Annotated in this window: 17 protein-coding genes; 7 read left to right on the forward strand and 10 right to left on the reverse strand. The window is 53.3% G+C overall.

The genetic code is table 11. The features are described from left to right. Positions 1-6 precede the first annotated feature (6 nt). Complete coding sequence (polA, locus tag VLV32_00930; GenBank protein ID HUL40463.1) at positions 7-2,799, forward strand: DNA polymerase I; 2,793 nt, start codon at positions 7-9, stop codon at positions 2,797-2,799. Positions 2,800-2,923: 124 nt separating this feature from the next. Then, positions 2,924-3,400: a TlpA disulfide reductase family protein gene (locus VLV32_00935; protein ID HUL40464.1), complete on the forward strand. Its 477-nt coding sequence runs from the start codon at positions 2,924-2,926 to the stop codon at positions 3,398-3,400. 28 nt (positions 3,401-3,428) lie between these two features. Here the strand turns inward: VLV32_00935 and lipA are convergent, their stop codons facing one another. From lipA to VLV32_00965, 6 genes are all read right to left on the reverse strand, one after another. Continuing rightward, the gene (lipA, locus tag VLV32_00940; GenBank protein ID HUL40465.1) at positions 3,429-4,382 is read right to left on the reverse strand and encodes a lipoyl synthase; all 954 of its coding nucleotides are present in this window, start codon (positions 4,380-4,382) and stop codon (positions 3,429-3,431) included. Further along, positions 4,379-4,990, reverse strand: a complete 612-nt coding sequence (lipB, locus tag VLV32_00945; GenBank protein ID HUL40466.1) for a lipoyl(octanoyl) transferase LipB — start codon at positions 4,988-4,990, stop codon at positions 4,379-4,381. Before lipB ends, lipA begins: the two co-directional genes overlap by 4 nt. An 83-nt stretch (positions 4,991-5,073) precedes the next feature. Then, on the reverse strand, positions 5,074-5,340 hold the full coding sequence (locus tag VLV32_00950; protein ID HUL40467.1) for a DUF493 domain-containing protein: 267 nt from the start codon (positions 5,338-5,340) through the stop codon (positions 5,074-5,076). Between the two features lie 14 nt (positions 5,341-5,354). Then, a complete protein-coding gene (locus tag VLV32_00955) occupies positions 5,355-6,194 on the reverse strand; it encodes a D-amino acid aminotransferase (protein HUL40468.1) in 840 nt (279 codons plus the stop codon). A 43-nt stretch (positions 6,195-6,237) separates the two neighbouring features. Further along, positions 6,238-7,374 (reverse strand): D-alanyl-D-alanine carboxypeptidase family protein, encoded by a 1,137-nt coding sequence (locus tag VLV32_00960; protein HUL40469.1) that lies wholly within the window; start codon positions 7,372-7,374, stop codon positions 6,238-6,240. A 301-nt stretch (positions 7,375-7,675) separates the two neighbouring features. Further along, positions 7,676-8,275 carry a sigma-70 family RNA polymerase sigma factor gene (locus VLV32_00965; GenBank protein ID HUL40470.1) on the reverse strand — a complete coding sequence of 200 codons (600 nt, stop codon included), beginning with the start codon at positions 8,273-8,275 and terminating at the stop codon, positions 7,676-7,678. A 163-nt stretch (positions 8,276-8,438) separates the two neighbouring features. Between VLV32_00965 and VLV32_00970 the strand changes: the two genes are divergently transcribed. From VLV32_00970 to slmA, 3 genes are all read left to right on the forward strand, one after another. Then, complete coding sequence (locus tag VLV32_00970) at positions 8,439-8,861, forward strand: Hsp20/alpha crystallin family protein (GenBank protein HUL40471.1); 423 nt, start codon at positions 8,439-8,441, stop codon at positions 8,859-8,861. Positions 8,862-8,955: 94 nt separating this feature from the next. Continuing rightward, positions 8,956-9,849: an acetylglutamate kinase gene (gene argB, locus VLV32_00975; protein HUL40472.1), complete on the forward strand. Its 894-nt coding sequence runs from the start codon at positions 8,956-8,958 to the stop codon at positions 9,847-9,849. 29 nt (positions 9,850-9,878) lie between these two features. Then, positions 9,879-10,457, forward strand: coding sequence for a nucleoid occlusion factor SlmA (slmA, locus tag VLV32_00980; GenBank protein ID HUL40473.1), 579 nt, complete (start codon positions 9,879-9,881; stop codon positions 10,455-10,457). On the opposite strand, the gene VLV32_00985 is transcribed toward slmA, so the two are convergent. From VLV32_00985 to gpmA, 4 genes are all read right to left on the reverse strand, one after another. After that, a complete protein-coding gene (locus tag VLV32_00985; protein ID HUL40474.1) occupies positions 10,454-11,221 on the reverse strand; it encodes a HesA/MoeB/ThiF family protein in 768 nt (255 codons plus the stop codon). The two genes, slmA and VLV32_00985, sit on opposite strands and share 4 nt — an antisense overlap. A gap of 27 nt (positions 11,222-11,248) precedes the next feature. Continuing rightward, entirely contained in the window at positions 11,249-12,646 is a 1,398-nt protein-coding gene (locus tag VLV32_00990) for a S41 family peptidase (protein HUL40475.1), read from the reverse strand. 39 nt (positions 12,647-12,685) lie between these two features. Then, entirely contained in the window at positions 12,686-13,885 is a 1,200-nt protein-coding gene (locus tag VLV32_00995) for a peptidoglycan DD-metalloendopeptidase family protein (protein ID HUL40476.1), read from the reverse strand. 75 nt (positions 13,886-13,960) lie between these two features. Then, positions 13,961-14,710, reverse strand: coding sequence for a 2,3-diphosphoglycerate-dependent phosphoglycerate mutase (gene gpmA / locus VLV32_01000; GenBank protein ID HUL40477.1), 750 nt, complete (start codon positions 14,708-14,710; stop codon positions 13,961-13,963). 580 nt (positions 14,711-15,290) lie between these two features. On the opposite strand from gpmA, the gene VLV32_01005 reads away from it, so the two are divergent. Together VLV32_01005 and grxC are read left to right on the forward strand one after the other, a co-directional pair. Then, positions 15,291-15,707, forward strand: a complete 417-nt coding sequence (locus tag VLV32_01005) for a rhodanese-like domain-containing protein (GenBank protein ID HUL40478.1) — start codon at positions 15,291-15,293, stop codon at positions 15,705-15,707. A gap of 1 nt (position 15,708) precedes the next feature. Next, positions 15,709-15,978 carry a glutaredoxin 3 gene (grxC, locus tag VLV32_01010; GenBank protein ID HUL40479.1) on the forward strand — a complete coding sequence of 90 codons (270 nt, stop codon included), beginning with the start codon at positions 15,709-15,711 and terminating at the stop codon, positions 15,976-15,978. The last annotated feature ends 10 nt before the right edge of the window (positions 15,979-15,988 follow it).

A 15,988-nucleotide genomic window follows, 5' to 3' on the forward strand; every position in this document is an offset into this window, starting at 1 on the left:
GCCGAAATGAAAAGTGCGCCCGCAAATTCCGGCACCGAACCGCAGTCAAGCGGAAGTAAGACGCTGCTTTTGGTCGACGGTTCTTCGTACCTGTACCGCGCATTTCACGCAATGGAGCAGAAGGATTTGCGCAGCCGCCGGGGCGAGCCCACGGGCGCAATTCACGTCGTGCTCAATATGCTGCGCCGCCTGCGCAGAGAGTACAACGCCGATTATATCGCCTGCGTGTTTGACGCGAAAGGCAAAACCTTCCGCGAAGAACGTTATCCTCAATACAAAGCCAACCGGCCTGCGATGCCGGAGGATCTGGCAATTCAGATCGAACCATTACAGCAATGTATTCGTGCCCTGGGTTGGCCATTGCTTATCATTGAAGGCGTTGAGGCGGACGATGTCATCGGCACGCTGGTGACGCACGCCGCGCGCGAGGGCATCAACAGCATTGTTTCCACCGGTGACAAGGATCTTGCGCAATTAGTGAACCGTCAGGTTAGTCTGATAAACACTATGAACAATGAGAAATTGGACGAGCAAGGAGTGCTTGCCAAGTTTGGTGTTGAGCCTTCACGCATCTTGGATTATCTGACGCTGATTGGCGACAGCGTGGATAACGTGCCCGGCGTGGAAATGGTTGGGCCGAAAACCGCGGTGAAATGGCTGTCACAGTATCAAACGCTCGACAACCTGATGGCGCATGCAAGCGAAATTCCCGGCGTCGTCGGCGAGAATTTGCGCAAATCTCTCGACTGGCTGCCGCAGGCGCGACAGCTGCTTACCGTGAAATGCGACGTAACTTTGCCTGTAAGTCTCGATGATCTCACCCCGCGATCGCCTGACACTGAAAAGCTCACTATGTTGTTCGAGCGTTTCGATTTGAAAAAATGGCTCGAAGAGATCCGTGCGTCAAGAGCAAAAGCTCAGGGTTCAGGATTGGCAGCCGACGTTTCGGAGAGCATCGACTTTAGTATTGAACCTCGAGCACTGGGCACTCAACCCAGGACCTACGAAACTTTGCTTACCGCTGACCAGCTGAGCGCATGGCTGGAAAAAATTAACAGCGCGGCCCTGGTTTCAGTAGACACCGAAACCACGGGGCTCGATCCGCTGCAGAGCAAGCTGGTCGGCATCTCGTTCTCTGTGCAGGCGCATCATGCCGCTTATCTTCCCCTCGCACACCGCTATTCCGCGGCACCGCCTCAGCTCGATTTGCAGTGGGCTTTGCAGAAGCTCAAGCCCTGGCTGGAAGATGCCGGGAAATCCAAGCTTGGGCAGAACCTCAAGTATGACAAGCATATATTTGCCAATCACGGTGTCACACTGCGCGGTATCGAGCATGACACTTTACTGCAATCCTATGTTCTGGAAAGCCACCGACCGCATGACTTGGACACTCTGGCGCAGCGCCATCTCGGCGTCAAAACCGTCACTTATGATGAAGTGACCGGGAAAGGTCCGGGCCGCATCGGTTTTGAGCAGGTGGCTGTGGAGCAAGCAACCGATTACGCGGCGGAGGACGCGGACATCGCCCTGCAGCTGCATCAAAATCTTTATCCGCAGATTGCGGGCGAACCCAAACTAGAAGCAGTTTACCGGCAGGTCGAAATGCCGCTCATCGATGTGCTCTTCGACATGGAACGGTACGGCGTGCTGCTGGATGTAAAACGTTTGGAGGAGCAAAGCCGCGAATTGGGAAACAGGCTCGTCGAACTCGAAAACGAAATTTACCGGCTCGCAGAGCAACCGTTCAATATCAATTCGCCCAAGCAGATTCAGGAAATCCTGTTTGAGCGCCACAAGCTCCCGGTTGTGAAGAAAACACCCGGAGGCGCGCCTTCCACCGATGAAGACGTGTTGCAGGAGCTCGCGCTGGATTATCCTTTGGCCAAGCTGATCCTCGATTATCGCGGATTGGCGAAACTCAAATCCACCTACACGGACAAGTTACCGCGCATGGTGAACGCCGGGACAGGACGTGTGCACACCAATTACGCCCAGGCGATCGCGGTGACCGGCAGACTCGCCAGCAATGATCCGAATTTGCAAAACATACCGGTGCGCACCCAGGAAGGACGCAGGATCCGCGAGGCATTTATAGCAGCCCCCGGTCGTCAGATCGTCTCGGCAGATTATTCGCAGATTGAACTTCGCATCATGGCGCATATTTCACGCGATGCGAGCTTGCTTAAAGCCTTCGCCGAAGGCGAAGACATCCACCGTGCTACGGCAGCCGAGATATTCGGCATTGCGCCAAATGAAGTCGGGGCTGAACAGCGGCGTTATGCCAAGGTGATCAACTTCGGCCTGATTTACGGCATGTCGGCTTTTGGCTTGGCGAGCCAGCTGGGCATTGATCGGGGCGCGGCGCAGCTTTACATGGAACGCTATTTCGCCCGTTACCCGAAGGTTGCGGATTACATGCAACGCACCCGCGAACTTGCCAAACAACAAGGTTTCGTTGAAACTGTGCTTGGCAGAAGACTTTGGCTTCCCGACATTAATAGTTCCAACAATGCGCGTCGGCAGGGCGCCGAGCGCGCTGCAATCAACGCACCGATGCAGGGTACCGCCGCAGATCTTATCAAACTCGCCATGATCGCGGTCCACGAGTGGCTTAAGCACAAAAATCTCAAGGCCAGGCTGATCATGCAAGTGCACGATGAACTGGTACTCGAGGTACCTGATGATGAACTCGGGTTGCTGAGGATTGAGTTGCCCAATCTCATGTGCAGCGTTGCGAAATTGGAAGTGCCGTTGGTGGTACACGTCGGGACAGGACCGAACTGGGAGAAGGCGCATTGAAGCCCAGGTGACAACGTCGGCAAAAAAGCTCAGACTCATAGTCGCACAAGTCAGGCTGGTTAACCTGCCCAACCGTTGAACCGTGGAAAAGCTCAAACACAAACGTTTTTTGATATTACTCGCGCTGGCTGCAGTGCTGATTCTGCTGTTTGCACAAGGTCTGTCGCACGGGTCCCCTGCGCCCCGGGTAACATTTACATCGCTCCAAGGCAAAAAAATCGCGCTCGAGAGCCTGCACGGCAAGGTGGTGCTGGTAAATTTCTGGGCTACCGACTGCAGCGTGTGCATGCATGAGATGCCGCAGTTGATCAATACCTACCGCAAGTACAAGGCGCAGGGGTTCGAAACCGTCGCTGTTGCGATGAGCTACGACCCGCCCAACTATGTGCTTGACTACGCCGAAAAGAATTCGTTGCCCTTCAATGTTGCGCTGGATGTGCAGGGAACCATTGCGCGGGCATTCGGCGATGTGACGCTCACTCCAACTGTCTTTATCATCGACAAGCGCGGCAACATCGTCAAACGCATCGTCGGCGAGCCGGATTTCGCCCAGCTGGACCGGTTAATCGAGGACAAGCTTGCGGCGCGAGTGGGCGCTTAACAAAAATTCTTCAATCTGCGAAGTTCGGCTAAAGTACGTTCGCTAGGCCCGCGTCATGGGCTTGCTGATCGGCATGGTAGCTGGAGCGCACCAACGGGGCGCACGCGGCGTGCGTGAAGCCCATTTCCAGCGCGCAACTTTCGAACATCTTGAAAAGCTCCGGGTCCGCGTAGCGCATGACCGGAAGATGGTGGCTGCTCGGCTGCAGGTACTGGCCAAGCGTGAGCATTTCTACACCATGATTACGCAAATTGCGCATGACCTCCATGATTTCGTCGTCGGATTCACCCAATCCCAGCATCAAACCCGATTTGGTTGGAATGCCTGGAAAACGTGATTTAAAGTCGCTGAGCAGTTTAAGCGAATTCCAGTAGTCGGCGCCCGGCCGCACATGCTTGTAAAGCCGCGGCACGGTTTCCAGGTTGTGATTCAATACATCCGGCGGGCAAGTGCCTAATATATCCAGAGCTATAGTCAGTCTCCCGCGGAAATCGGGCACCAAGGCTTCAATGCGGGTCTGCGGCGATAATTCGCGCACACTGCGGATGCAATTTGCAAAATGGCGCGCGCCGCCGTCGCGCAAATCGTCCCGGTCCACGCTGGTGATTACTACGTAGCGCAGATTTAATGCAGCCACGGTTGTGGCGAGATTGATCGGTTCTTCAGAATCGGGAGCCAGCGGCTTACCGTGCGCCACATCGCAGAACGGACAGCGTCGTGTGCACAGATCCCCGAGAATCATGAACGTCGCAGTGCCTTTTCCGAAACATTCGCCGATATTGGGGCAGGAAGCTTCCTCGCAGACCGTGTGGAGATTGTGTTCGCGCAGCGTTCGCTTGATGTCGTAAAATCGGGCGCTGCTCGCAGACCTTACGCGAATCCATGCTGGCTTTTTAAGCCTCTCCTGCGGCACAATCTTGATTGGCATGCGCGCAAATTTAGCCGCTCCTTTCTGTTTGAAACCTGCGGATTCGGAGTTCATATTTTGCGCAAGCGGTAAGTGAGCATTTCGGACAGCCTCTTGGTTATGCAATCCAGCGAATCGTCAATCCCCAGGTCGCGCAGCTGAGTCACCCGCAATCCCGGATAGCCGCAGGGCTTGATCGTGCGAAACGGCCGCAAATCCATGTCGACGTTGAGCGCAAGACCGTGGTAGCAACAGCCTTTTCTTACACGCAATCCCAACGCGGCGACTTTTGCGCCGTTAACGTATACACCCGGAGCCCCGATTCGGGTTTCCGCATTTATTTGGTAAGCTTCAAGCAAATCGATCACCGATTCTTCCAAGCGCTTCACCAGCCCGCGCACGCCGATCCTCAAGCGCAGCAAATCGAGCAACACATAGGCGATGATCTGCCCGGGCCCGTGGTATGTGATCTGACCGCCGCGGTCGGTTTTAACTATGGGTACGGTGCCGTCTTGAGGTAGATTTTCCGGTTTTACGTTCAGTCCCAAGGTGTAAACCGGCAGGTGCTGCAGAAGCCAGACCTCGTCTTCGCTTTCGGCATTGCGCCGCTGAGTGAACACCTGCATCGCTCGCCAGATGTCGACGTAATCCGTAAGGCCCATATGCCTGACGCGCAATGACATGCAAGACGCCGCACGCGACCATTTCGCCGCACCGTACGCTGCTTCGTATTTATAGGCCTCAAGTCCCACGCCTTAAGCCTCGCTCAAAGAACCATCACCACCATCGGGTGATCACACAGCTCTCGGTAGAGCTCATCCAGTTGGTCTTGCGAATTGGCCTGAATAATGCAGGTGAGACTCAGATATTTGCCTTTTTTACTTGTTTTCATTTCCATGCTAGCAGGATCGAAGTCGGGAGCATGACGCATGACGATTTGCAGGATTGCCTGGGCAAATCCCGCTTCGCTCTTGCCCATGATCTTGATAGGGAAAGCACATGGGTATTCTACTGATGAAATCTCAATGCCCATTTACTCTCGCGGATTTATATGGGTTGCGCCTCGCTTTGCCGGATGACCGCCGCTTTATAAGCTTGATATAAGTCATACATGCGCCAGAACAGCTTCCCCGGTTTACCGTCACCAACCGGTCGCTTGTCCAGAGTCGTGATGGCCAACACTTCCTTTCCGGACGAGGTCATCCAGAGTTCTTGCGCCGTGCGAACTTCGGTTTCCGAAACTGCTCTCACCTCGTGGGGAATGGCATGGGCCCGCGCAAGTTCCAAGACTACATCATAGGTTATTCCAGGAAGGATTAAATTGCTTTTCGGCGGGGCGAGCAGCACGCCGTTTTTGACCACGAAAATATTGCTTGCGGCACCTTCGGTTAGAAAACCGTCGCGGAGCAGGACGGTCTCTGCGGCACCGCGGTCCACCGCCAACTGCCGCAGCAGTACGTTGGGCAATAACGAAATGGCCTTGATGTCGCACCGCAGCCACCGGTTATCCTGAGCAGAAATGGCGACTACCCCCGTTCTCAAGATTTCCGGAGAAGTGGCTTGCAGCGGCATGCTCATCATGAATACGGTGGGCTGCGCCTGTTTTGGGAAGGCGTGGTCGCGTTTCGCGGCTCCACGCGTTATATGCAAATAAATATGCTGATCTTCGCCCTCGTTCTGCGTAACAAGTTGCGCGAATAATCCCGCCCATTGAACATCCGGGTAGGGATTTTTGAGGAAGATGTTGTCCAGATTCGACTGCAAACGCCGGAGGTGCTCCTTGAGCCGGAATGGCTTTCTCGAGTAGCAGGGAATGACTTCATATACCCCGTCGCCAAAAATGAATCCGCGGTCGAGCACCGGGATACGTGCTTCGTCGAGAGGCATGAATCTGCCGTTTAAGTAAACCGTGTTCAACTGAAAAGCCGCTTTAGTTAAACAACAGCCGCAAGCTGTCCCACCCTCGAACCAGGATATTGGCAGGTTCCACGTTATCAAGTGCGACCAACGGATGTTGTGTTACGGGTTTGCCGTCTATCGTTAGTTTCACGACCCCGATCGTCTGTCCCGTGCTGATTGGCGCAATCAGCGGTTGCCGGCTTTCCATGGTCGCTTTCAAACTTTGCGATTGGCCTTTGGGCAGGCTTAAATAAACATCCTCCGGGAATCCAGCTTCGACCGTATTCTCAGCGCCCTTCCATACGGTGAAAGTGGTCACGGGTTGACCTTTTGTATAAAGGTGCAGCGTGTCGTAGAACTGGAACCCGTAATTAAGAAGCTTCTGGCTTTCCGTGGCCCGTAGATTGTCGGATGCAGTATCCAAGACCACCGCAATGAGGCGTCGTGATCCTCTTTTGGCGGTGGAGATAAGGCAATAACCCGCATTTTCTGTATAACCGGTTTTCAGTCCGTCCACATAGGGATCGGTCCAAAGAAGACGATTACGGTTGAATTGTTCGATATTGTTGTATTTATATTCCTTGATTGAATATAGCGAATAGTATTCTGGAAAATCGCGTATGACCGCCGCGGCCAGCAAAGATAGGTCATACGCGGTGGAATAATGCTGCGGATCGGGCAAGCCGGTGGAATTCATGAAGTGCGTGTTTTTCATTCCAAGACGCTGCGCCTCACTGTTCATCATTTGCGTAAATGCTTCTTCGCTTCCCGCAATACCTTCCGCAAGCGCTATACAGGCATCGTTGCCTGATTCCACGACCATACCGCGTATCAAATCTTCCACTTTTACCGGTTTGCCCGGTTCGATGAACATGCGCGAGCCTTCGGCGTGCCAGGCGTGGGTTGAAACCGCGAATTGCTGCTCGAGCGTGATTTGTTTCTGCTTGAGTGCCGCAAACGTCAGATAAGCCGTCATAAGCTTTGTAAGCGATGCCGGCTCGATCCTTGTGTTTATGTTCTGCCCGACCAATATTTGTTTGCTGTAATAATCAGTCAGCAGGTACGATTTTGCCGCAATTGAGGGCGGTTGCGGGACAGGCAATTGCTGGGCGAAAAGCGGGGATGGAAACAGAAGAAAAAGCAGTAACAGAGGTTTTGCCGTTCGCATCAGCGAAATTATACTATACGCGTCCTTTGCTGAGAAACAACCGAGCCATGCCAACAGCAATCACAGCAGCCGGGCCGGCACTGATGTCTTGATTTAACTTCACCGCTATTCGCGGCGAAGTCTGCAAAACTTCAACCCGGGAAATGGCGGCACGCGCGCCGAATAAACGCCATTTGTTGACGAAAGCGTCTGCAGCCGTCGCAAAGTAAGAGGTGCACTCTCAATCCCGCCCACTCTAGCAAATTCAGGCGGCGATCCAGGGATTGCGAAACCAGCATTGAAACTTCCTTACAGGTGAGCATTACGTTCCCTCGAATTTACCGCCGAACCAATTATGCTCCAAGCATAATTTCAAGCTCATGCGCGCGCGGTACAGCATAACCCAACAGTTGGTCGCAGTAATCTGCATGCCCTTACATATTTCCTCGGTACTTAATCCGAGGAACTCGCGCATCATAAATACCCGCGCGGTATGGGCCGGCATCAATTTCGTGCAAATCTCAAATATTTCCCAGAATCTTTTGTTCTCCAGATTTTTGAGTGGGTCGGCCCAAGCTTGCGGCCACGTCTGCCAATGGCCGTCGGGCTGGAAAAGCGTATCGAAGTCACCTGCCCCGCTATCCAACTCGGCTTCAAGGCTGACTTGTCCTGCCTCTTTCGCCTGTTTGCGGTACAGATCGAGAATTTTATGTTTGAGGATGCCTGTCAGCCATGTTTTTGCCGACGATTTGCCAGAGAATGTGGCCCGGTTTTCCAGCGCCGCGAGCAGTGTTTCCTGCACCGCGTCTTCTGCCGATGGGTTATCGCGTAATTGCAGCAGCGCATAACGCAGCAGATAAGGGCGGTATTCTTCAAGCAGCGCGAGCGAAAGCGCGCCCGATGTAGTCTCGTTTTTCGCCACGAGGAAAAGCGGCTCAGTTAAAAAGTTAAGTAAATTTAGACGCTTCCGGTCGCAAATACAAGGGGACGGGGCTCTTGAAAAGCACAGATGGAGACCTATATTAAAGCAAACGGCGCTTAACAGGCGCCGATTTGATTATCAACCAATATGGAGGTGGCAATTTATGGCAAACATCACGCGTTATGACCCGTTTGACGACGTGTTTGGCGATCTTTTGAAGGGTTTCTTCGTGCGGCCCGTGAGTTTTGAAGGTCAGTCGCAACCGGCGCTCAAGGTCGATGTGACTGAAGATGACAAGGCGTACAAGGTGAAGGCCGAACTCCCAGGTGTGAAGAAAGAGGACATTAACGTGTCAATCGATGGCAATCGAATCGCCATCAATGCTGAAGTGAGGAAGGAGCACGAGGAAAAGGACGGCCAGCGAGTGCTACGCAGCGAACGGTACTTTGGGAAATTCTCGCGCAGCTTTCAGCTTAATCAGGACGTAGATGAAAGCAAGGCTGAGGCCAAGTATACTGACGGCGTATTGCAACTGGTACTGCCGAAGAAAGCCGCGGTTTCCGCAAAAAGGCTCACCATTAGCTAACACGGATGTGCGTTGAAAAAAAGGCGGCCCAGTGCCGCCTTTTTTTTGCCTGCAAAGTGTAGAATAACGCTCTTCCCGTCCGCGCAGAATATCCATGCCTCTCAATTCAACCAATGTAAGGCAGAAGGCCAACGACCTCGCCGAAGCGCTGCCGTACATTCAGCGTTTCCACGGCAAGACAATTGTCATCAAGTTCGGTGGCAATGCCATGACCGACGAATTCCTCAAGCACGGCTTTGCCCGCGATGTAGTCCTGCTCAAGCTCGTCGGCATGAACCCGGTGGTGGTGCACGGCGGCGGGCCGCACATCAACGAACTCCTGAAGCGTGTCGGAAAAGAAAGTGAGTTTGTCCAGGGAATGCGGGTTACCGACCGCGAAACCATGGATGTCGTGGAAATGGTATTGGGTGGACAGGTCAACAAGCAGATCGTAAGCCTTATCAACCGGCATGGCGGCAGAGCAATAGGCCTGACTGGCAAGGACGGAGATTTTATTCGCGCAAGAAAATTGAAGTTGAGAAGCCGCGCGAACCATGAAGAATGGCTAGATATGGGGCATGTTGGCGAAGTGGTTGGAATTGATCCCCAAATAGTTACATTGCTCGATAGCCAGGATTTTATTCCCGTCGTCGCACCGATCGGTGTTGGCGACAACGGCGAATCCTACAATATCAACGCCGACTTGGTGGCCGGCAAAATCGCCGAGACGCTGAAAGCCGAAAAGCTGATTTTGCTTACCAATACACCCGGAGTGCTGGATAAGAAGGGAAACGTGCTAACCGGTTTAAACGCGGCCAAGGTGAAAAGTTTAATCGAGGACGGCACGATCTCGGGCGGCATGCTGCCCAAGGTGAACTGTGCACTTGAGGCGGTGCGTAACGGTGTGAAAACTTGCCATATTATAGACGGTCGTGTGGAGCACGCACTTCTTCTCGAAGTCCTTACCGACGAAGGCGTGGGTACGCTGATTCGTGCGGGTGCGCGATGAGCGCCGTAACTTTAGCGTGATATTGAGCTATGCCGGCCCGGCACGGTGAACGCAAATTACAGATTTTGCAGACGCTCGCGGAAATGCTGCAAAATCCGCGCGGGGAAAAAATAACCACGGCCGCTCTGGCCGGGAAGCTCGATGTTTCCGAAGCCGCTTTGTACCGCCATTTCGCCAGCAAGGCCCAGATGTTCGAGGGACTTATTGAATTCATCGAGGAATCGATCTTTGGCCTGATCAATAAAATCACCAGTGACGAAAAAAGCGGAGTGAAGCAACTGGAGGCGATGCTTTCCATGCTCCTGAGCTTTGCGAAGAGGAACCCGGGCATGACGCGGGTGCTGATTGGCGATGCGCTGGTGAACGAGGACGCTCGACTGCAGTTGCGCATCAATCAACTGCACGACCGCCTGGAAGCATCGATCAGACAGGCGCTGCGCTTCGCTTCTAACCAGAATGAGTTACCCGCCGACACGGATGCCGCGGCGCAGGCGAATCTGCTTATGTGCTATGTGACGGGACGCTGGCACCAGTATGCAAAAAGCGGGTTCAAGCGCGAACCGATGGAGCATTGGGCCGGCCAATGGCGGGAATTGATCAGAAGTTAAGCGATTTCCGCTTGCGTTCTTTCACTGCAAACGGAGCATTTCGGGTCTTTGGAGAGTTTGATAGCGCGCCATTCCATCAACAGCGCGTCAAGCACGAGTAAGCGGCCATTGAGTGTTTCCCCCGCGCCGGTCAATAGCTTGAGCGCTTCTGCCGCCTGGATTGTTCCAATGATGCCGGTTAACGGTGCGAATACACCCATTACCGCGCAGCGCGTTTCCTCGGGTTCGCCATTTTCGGGAAACAGGCAGTGGTAGCAAGGGCTCGCACTGTCACGTAAATCGAATACCGCGACTTGGCCGTCGAAGCGCACGCCGGCCCCGGAAACCAAGGGCTTGCGGTGCCAAACACAAGCACGGTTAACGGCGTGCCTTGTTGCAAAATTGTCGCTCGCATCGAGTACCACGTCGGCAGTTTTTACTAGATCCATCACATCGTCGCTGGAAACGCGTTTTGGAACCTCGATTACGGTCACTTCAGGGTTAATTAGCGCCATGGTTTTGTGCGCGGATTGGGTTTTCAATGTCCCCACGGCAGAGCTGTAATGCACGATTTGCCGTTGTAGGTTGGTGAGGTCTACGGTTTCACCGTCGCAGACGGTGATTTTACCCAAGCCGCTTGCGGCAAGGTAAAGCGCAATTGGCGAGCCAAGACCCCCCGCGCCGATAAGCAGGGCGTGTGAATTGAGGAGTTTTTCCTGTCCTTCAATACCGATCTGCGGCAAAAGGATGTGCCGGCTGTAGCGAATTAGCTGATTGTCGTCCACGGAAAAACGCCGGCCACCCGTGCAGGCTTATTTTTGCCCTTCCAGGATTTGCAGGCCCTTGAGCAAGTTGACCGCCTGGTTCAATTGGTAATCGCTTTTTCCGCCGAACTCCGGAAGCCCAGCTTGTCCCCCATCCCCGCTCTTGGGCTTAGGGATGGTTTGGGATGGCACCGCTTTTGAGGTCGGGCTCTCGTTGCCCGACGGCTTGTCATTGGAGAGATGGTGTTCCAAATCCGCTTCCCGCAACTGCGGACCTTCGTCAATGCCGCTCACCGTTGCTTCTTGCACTACAATGTCGGGAGTGATGCCCTTGGCTTGAATTGATCGGCCCTTTGGCGTGTAGTAGCGCGCGGTGGTCAGCTTGATGGCCGTGTTATTTCCCAGCGGCAAGATGGTCTGCACTGAACCTTTGCCGAAGCTTTGAGTGCCCATGATGACTGCGCGTTTGTGGTCCTGCAGTGCGCCAGCCACGATTTCCGAAGCCGAAGCCGTGCCGTTGTTGACCAGCACCACCATTGGCACGGTCTTTATCGCGGATGGAAGACTTTTTAAATAATCGTCCTTGAAATCGCCGTGCAGGTAGTTTTCCGGACTCGCGCTAAACCTCATCTTTGAATCCTCGGTGCGGCCATCGGTGTAAACAATAAGTGAATTCGGTTCCAGAAAAGCCGAAGACACCGCGACTGCGCTGTTCAACAAACCACCGGGATCATTGCGTAGATCCAGGACCAGGCCCTTCAGCGGTCCGGGTTTGTATAGATTGTCGATGGCTTTTGCCAGCGATTCACCGGTGTGTTCCTGGAACTGAGTGATTCGGATGTAGCCATAGCCCGGCTCAACCATCTTGGATTTGACACTTTGTACCTTGATGATCGCGCGGGTAAGAGTGATAACCAAGGGCTTAGGTTCGCCCTTGCGTACAATAGTCAGCGTGATCTGTGTATTGGGCTTGCCACGCATGCGCTTGACCGCGTCATTGAGGGTCATGCCCTTTACCGCGGTATCGTCAAGTTTGATGATGAGGTCGCCGCTTTTAATTCCTGCGTTAAAAGCCGGTGTGTCTTCAATCGGCGAGATCACTTTGACAAACCCGTCTTCCATGCCAACTTCAATACCCAAGCCACCGAACTCACCCTGGGTGCCCACCTGCAACTCCTTGAATGCTTCGGCATCGAGGTACGCTGAATGAGGATCCAGCCCGGTCAGCATGCCGTTGATTGCGTCGGTGAGAAGCGTCTTGTCGTCTACAGGTTCGACATAGTCGTTCTTGATACGCCCGAATACCTCGGTGAAGGTGCGCAACTCCTCAACGGGCAAAGGCGCGCTGGCCTCCTTTTGCGCTACGGCTGAATAGTTTAGGCTCAGCACCACGCCGAGTACCGCGCCCAGCGCAATCAGCCCAATTTGCCCTAATTTGTTGCCCATCAAAATTCTCCTTTACGTCTGCAAAGATTGTCCGGGCGACTACTTTACTGTGACCCAGGTTAAAGGGTCAAACGGTTTGCCCTGGTGACGCATTTCAAAGTATAAACCGGATTCGGCATTGCCGCCGCTGTTTCCTACCGCGGCGATGGTGTCCCCGGCGTGGACGTAATCACCGACCTGTTTGTAAAGCGTTTCGTTGTTGCCGTACAGGCTCATGTAACCCGCCCCGTGGTCTACAATGATCAGGTTGCCGAACCCGCGCAGCCAGTCGGCGTACACCACTTGCCCGGCCGCGATGGCTTTAACATCCTGCCCGCTTGGCGAGAGTATGAACAGCCCTTTCCAAGTTAAGCCACTATCTGCACGTGGACTGCCAAAACGGTTTATGAGTTCCCCTTTGATCGGCAAATTCAGTCTGCCTTTGAGTTGTTGGAACGGGTTGGCATCGAGCGAGGAATCGGGAAGCTGGTTGTTGCTGAGTCTGGGCGGCGGTTTTTTCTCGTAGAGGATTTTCGCGAGTTTTTCCACCAGGCGCGTGAGGCGGCGTTCATTGTTCTGCAAGGTTCCAATCTCGCGGCGTTGTTGGGAAATTTGCTTGGAAATGCTGGCAAGCACTTGTTGGTGTGTGTGCTTTTCTCTTTCCAGAACACGTTTCTCGCCAGCCTGCTCGAGCTGGATTTCCTTGAGTTCGTCACCTTTTTTTCGCGCTTCGGACGTGAGCGTGTCGAGTTCATTAAGATTGTCGCGAAGTTTTGTGATGAAATCGGTCCGCGCCCGTGAGATGTAGCTGTAATAATAAAGTTGGCGCGCGATTTGATTGGGATCTTGGCCGTTTAAAATTAACACCAAATAATCAGGCTGTTGCCCGAGGTAAAGCTGATACAATAATTTCTCAAGCAATGCTTGCTGATTACGGATGCCGGTTTGGGCCCGCGCGCTTTGCGCCTGCAGGCTGGTAAGCTGGGTGTTGACGTCGCGTTGCTTGCGGCTCAGTTCGTAGAGCTTGCGATTCGCATCTGAAATAGCACGTTCTGATTCTTGCAGCGCATCGGCTGCCTCTGATTTTGACTCTTCAGATTCGGCGAGTTCTTTTTGCAGCCCTTCTATGCGGCTGCGCAATTGTTTGAGCTCTTCTTTGGGTGCTGCGTGGATGATTCCGACGAGGGCAAAATATAGGACGGCCAAGCCTGCACAAATCAAGAGTCGATGTTCACGCGCGCGGTGGGTAGCCTTGTTCAATTGGCGGGGATGTTCAGAAAGTCTGAATTTTGGGGCTTGCTGGAAGGAAAGCACCGTAGCGCCTAAGCTGCAAATTTATGCTCCGGTTTTTCCCTGATTGGCGACCGCGTGCATGGCTTCGCTTACCGTTTTCTCGTCTCCTAAATAAAAATGCGCGAACGGCTGCAGATTGTCGTCGAGTTCGTACACCAGCGGGATGCCGGTGGGGATGTTGAGTTCCACAATCTCGTGATCGTCGATATGGTCGAGATGTTTGACCAGCGCCCTGAGAGAATTACCATGTGCCGAGATGATCACGTTTTGGCCGGACAATATCGCAGGGGCAATCGTGTCGTTCCAGTAAGGCAGAAACCGGTCGACTGTATCTTTCAGACATTCGGTCAAAGGAAGGTTTTTTCCCGGAATACCACGATACCTCGGGTCATTTCTCGGATTGCGGTTGTCGGCCTGTTCAAGCGCCGGCGGGCGTACGTCATAACTTCTGCGCCAAAGCAGCACCTGACGCTCCCCGAACTTTGCTGCGGTCTCCGCTTTGTTTAGTCCCTGCAAGGCGCCGTAATGGCGCTCATTGAGTCTCCACGAAAGGTTTACGGGTATCCACATCAGCTCCATGTCCTCAAGCACGATCCATAATGTCTTGATGGCCCGCTTGAGTAACGACGTGTAAGCGACATCGAAAACAAAACCTTTTTGCTTGAGTAGCAGCGCGGCCGTCTTCGCTTCATGCACTCCTTTGTCCGACAACGGAACGTCGGTCCAGCCGGTAAAACGGTTTTCCTTGTTCCAGGTGCTCTCGCCATGGCGCAACAGGACCAATCTTTTCATAAAGAAACAAACTTGTCAGAAATTGAAAATGCGGTATTATTTTATTACATTTCTTAGGCAACTTCTCTTGACGATAAAACACCCCGTTGCACTCCTCAAATTTCCGCATATCAACACAAGCGTGACCGAATGAATGCCGGGTTGAAGTGGGTGGCGCCGTTTCCACCCGTATCCTCAGACCGGTGGCGGACGACCTCAAGTGGCAATTCTGACAATAGATGCTTCGCGGCCCGGAACTTGATTTGCGCGCAACCGTATCGCGCTGGCCTTCTCCCCGCCTGGGCAGAATTCAAGACGAATTTGGCCCTAGCGCTCTCGTTGATTTATAGCGACCGCTTTATGAGCTCGAATAGAAAAGCATGGCGATGAATTTTGTTTAGCTGAGCATAAAAGCTTATTAATCCGCATTTTTACTGGTATTCCACATTCAAGTGCAGCCAGCGATAACGTAGTTTATGCGTACTATGTTTGATTACCCGGGCCAACGGCGAATTTTATATACCGACTTTCACAGCTCGGCACCCCGCAAACCTTGAGCCTCTGCTAAAATTGTCTGACCAGAAAATCAAGGCGAAAGACATTGGAGTTTGTACAAAATAATATTTGGTTGATTCTACTCGCAGTGGTGAGCGGGGCGATGCTGGTTTGGCCGATAATTTCCGGCCGCGTCTACGGTGGAAGCGAGATAGACACGCTGGAAGCGGTACAGTTGATTAATCGCCGTGATGCGGTGGTGCTGGATGTGGGGGAGGGCACTGAGTTTGCGGCAGGGCACATTCCGAATGCGAAGCATATCCCCTTGGCGCGGTTAAATCAGAGCGTGCGTGAACTTGAAAGGTACAAAGCGCGCCCGGTTTTAGTGAGTTGCCAAAATAGCACCGTGGCTGCAAAAGCCTGCGCACTTCTCCGTAAAAATGGTTTCAATGAGGTATTCAGGCTGAAAGGTGGAATCTCATCATGGGAACAAGCGAGCTTGCCGGTGGAAAAAGGCTCGTGAGATGTCTACAGTGCGCATGTATGCAACGGGAATATGTCCGTTTTGTATGATGGCGGAACGTCTATTGCGCGCCAAAGGAGTTATACAGATAACCAAGATTCGCGTTGATCTCGACCCGGAAAAGCGTATCGAGATGGTGCAAAAGACCGGCCGCCGCACCGTGCCTCAGATTTACATCAATGACCGTCACGTTGGCGGATACGAAGAGCTCGCAGCACTGGAACACTCCGGCAAGCTTGGCGAAATGCTGTGCGGCGGCGGCAATACTTAATTTTTGAAAA

Source organism: Burkholderiales bacterium (assembly GCA_035518095.1).
Lineage (GTDB): Bacteria > Pseudomonadota > Gammaproteobacteria > Burkholderiales > JAHFRG01 > JAHFRG01.

Bases quoted from the DNA above. Each gene is read 5' to 3' on its own strand.
- polA (HUL40463.1), top strand. From the start codon at position 7: ATGAAAAGTGCGCCCGCAAATTCCGGCACCGAACCGCAGTCAAGCGGA.
- lipA (HUL40465.1), bottom strand. From the start codon at position 4,382: ATGAACTCCGAATCCGCAGGTTTCAAACAGAAAGGAGCGGCTAAATTT.
- lipB (HUL40466.1), bottom strand. From the start codon at position 4,990: ATGTCATTGCGCGTCAGGCATATGGGCCTTACGGATTACGTCGACATC.
- VLV32_00950 (HUL40467.1), bottom strand. From the start codon at position 5,340: ATGGGCATTGAGATTTCATCAGTAGAATACCCATGTGCTTTCCCTATC.
- VLV32_00955 (HUL40468.1), bottom strand. From the start codon at position 6,194: ATGCCTCTCGACGAAGCACGTATCCCGGTGCTCGACCGCGGATTCATT.
- VLV32_00960 (HUL40469.1), bottom strand. From the start codon at position 7,374: ATGCGAACGGCAAAACCTCTGTTACTGCTTTTTCTTCTGTTTCCATCC.
- VLV32_00970 (HUL40471.1), top strand. From the start codon at position 8,439: ATGGCAAACATCACGCGTTATGACCCGTTTGACGACGTGTTTGGCGAT.
- argB (HUL40472.1), top strand. From the start codon at position 8,956: ATGCCTCTCAATTCAACCAATGTAAGGCAGAAGGCCAACGACCTCGCC.
- slmA (HUL40473.1), top strand. From the start codon at position 9,879: ATGCCGGCCCGGCACGGTGAACGCAAATTACAGATTTTGCAGACGCTC.
- VLV32_00990 (HUL40475.1), bottom strand. From the start codon at position 12,646: ATGGGCAACAAATTAGGGCAAATTGGGCTGATTGCGCTGGGCGCGGTA.
- gpmA (HUL40477.1), bottom strand. From the start codon at position 14,710: ATGAAAAGATTGGTCCTGTTGCGCCATGGCGAGAGCACCTGGAACAAG.
- grxC (HUL40479.1), top strand. From the start codon at position 15,709: ATGTCTACAGTGCGCATGTATGCAACGGGAATATGTCCGTTTTGTATG.